The sequence below is a fragment of the Streptomyces sp. NPDC058964 genome (assembly GCF_042741275.1).
In the GTDB taxonomy this organism is placed as follows: Bacteria; Actinomycetota; Actinomycetes; order Streptomycetales; family Streptomycetaceae; genus Streptomyces.
In genome coordinates, this window is the sequence record NZ_JBHYKH010000207.1 from 1 (window position 1) to 2,021 (window position 2,021).

2 protein-coding genes are annotated in these 2,021 nt (G+C 70.5%); both read left to right on the forward strand.

The annotated features are described in order from the left end of the window. Positions 1-390 precede the first annotated feature (390 nt). Positions 391-1,257: an LLM class flavin-dependent oxidoreductase gene (locus ACFW2E_RS24195; RefSeq protein ID WP_384469166.1), complete on the forward strand. Its 867-nt coding sequence runs from the start codon at positions 391-393 to the stop codon at positions 1,255-1,257. 299 nt (positions 1,258-1,556) lie between these two features. Beyond that, complete coding sequence (locus ACFW2E_RS24200) at positions 1,557-1,937, forward strand: hypothetical protein (protein WP_384469182.1); 381 nt, start codon at positions 1,557-1,559, stop codon at positions 1,935-1,937. Positions 1,938-2,021 lie beyond the last annotated feature (84 nt).

Sequence of the window (2,021 nt, forward strand, 5' to 3'; positions counted from 1 at the left end):
CGGTCCGACAAACGCTCACCCGCAGGCGACTTGACCTGCCCCACCCTCGCCACACCACAACCAACGAACGCAGGACATCTAAGTCACCGGCATTGGGGCTAGGCCCTGTCGTCGAATCCCCGCCTGCCCCGCGACGCCATGCACGCTCCCCCAGGCTCAACGTGATTCCCACGACGTACCACCGGGGACGGCCCCAGGTGATGCAGAGCGAGATGAGCAAGCAGGCCTGGCCCAAGGGTTTCTGCCAGTCCGGCGCCGAGGCCGTACACGTCGCCTGAAGGGGTGGTCCCGGCCTGCTGGGTGGGGGTGGATGCCGTCATGCCCTTGGCTCCGCACCGGGGAGGGTTCTAATCGGTTGCCGGTCATGGTGCCGTACAGCAGGATGCGGGAATGCGTTTCTCGGTCAACATCCCGAACTTCGGTGACTTCGCCGATCCCAGGACCGTGGCGAAGGTGGCTGCGGCGGCGGAACGGGCAGGGTGGGACGGGCTGTTCGTCTGGGATCACGTGCTGCATCGCAAGCACGAGGGCAGACCCTTCGGGGACCCGTGGATGCTGCTGACTGCTGCCGCGCTGGCGACCTCACGCATCAGACTGGGCACACTGGTCACCCCGGTCGCACGGCGACGCCCGCAGCAACTCGCCCGCCAGGTCGCGACCCTGGACGCCGTGAGCGGAGGTCGGGTCGTCTTCGCCGCGGGCCTGGGCGGGCCCATTGAAGACGAGTACGCGAGTTTCGGTGACACTACGGACCCGAAGGTGCTGGCCGAGCGGTTGGACGAGGGCCTGGACCTGCTGCAGCGCTACTGGTCGGGCGAGCCGGTGAACCACGACGGACGGCACTACCAGGTACGGGACGTGACACTGCTGCCCGCCACGGTGCAACGTCCTCGGCCGCCGGTCTGGGTCGCCGGATTCTGGCCCAACCGTCCGCCCATGCGCCGTGCCGCCCGCTGGGACGGCGTGGTCCCGCTGTTCACCGAAGCCAGGCACGGCCATGTGCCACCGGTGGACCAGGTGCGCGACCTCGTCACGTACGTGCGCAAACAGCGCGAGGAACGCTCCGGCAGCCCCTTCGAGTTCGTCCTCGGCGGTGCCACGCCGGGCGGCGACGCCGTCAAGACCCGTGACCTGATCGGCCCGTTGGCCGAGGCGGGGGCGACTTGGTGGGACGAGAGGCAGATCCAGACGAGCGACGCGCTGGACCGTCTCACGCCTGTACTGCGCCGCATCGAGCAGGGTCCGCCGGCCCTGTAGCGCGCTGTTGATCGCCGGGCGGCCAGGTTCAACCGTCTGCGTTCCACCGGCCCGAGGTGACACGCTGCCCGAATCCACGGCGCGCCGGACAACGCCAGGTGTGATCGCCTTCCCGCCCACGTTCCGCTGAACGGCTCGGAGACGTCCGTGTGCCGGTCGCTTTCGGACTACGTGTCAGGAAGGTAGTGCGGACGGCTCCGGGCTGTGGCACCTTGGATATATCTGGCCCGCCGCTCTCCCCCGTAGCGGCGGGCCAGAATGCTGCCGGGGCCCGCGGGCCCCGCCGCGGTGTGGCCGCCGTGGCGACGTCGGGCCTCGCGGCCTCGGCCGAGTGCCTGGTCCGGGTCGTGGGCGCGTACACCGTCCCCGTGGACACCATGGTGTGGGTCGGCACCGTCATGGAGAACAGCCGCTCCTTGGCCCGGAGGTTCACGGACCGGGCCGGGACGCCGGACATCGGCCGTGCCTGCCCAGGCCTCTTCTTCGGCCGGCATCAGCCCCGGATCGCCGATGCGGAACTCAGCGACAGCGAGACGACGTTCACGAGGCCGTCCTTGAAGACGTGGTACGAACCGAGCGGCACCGCCACGTCAACCAGCAGCGGCTTGGAGTTGTCCGGGACGTTCGGGTTCTGCCTCTGGCTGCTGCTGCGGCCCGGTGCAGTGGTTGCGCCGAGTTGATGCCGGCCGATGGGCCGGGGGGGGGCGGGGGGGGGCGGGGGCGCGAGGGGGGGGGGCGGGGGGGGCGGGCGCGGCGCCCCGCGC

Excerpts from the sequence above, each read along its gene's own strand:
- ACFW2E_RS24195 (WP_384469166.1), top strand. The coding sequence starts at position 391 with ATGCGTTTCTCGGTCAACATCCCGAACTTCGGTGACTTCGCCGATCCC.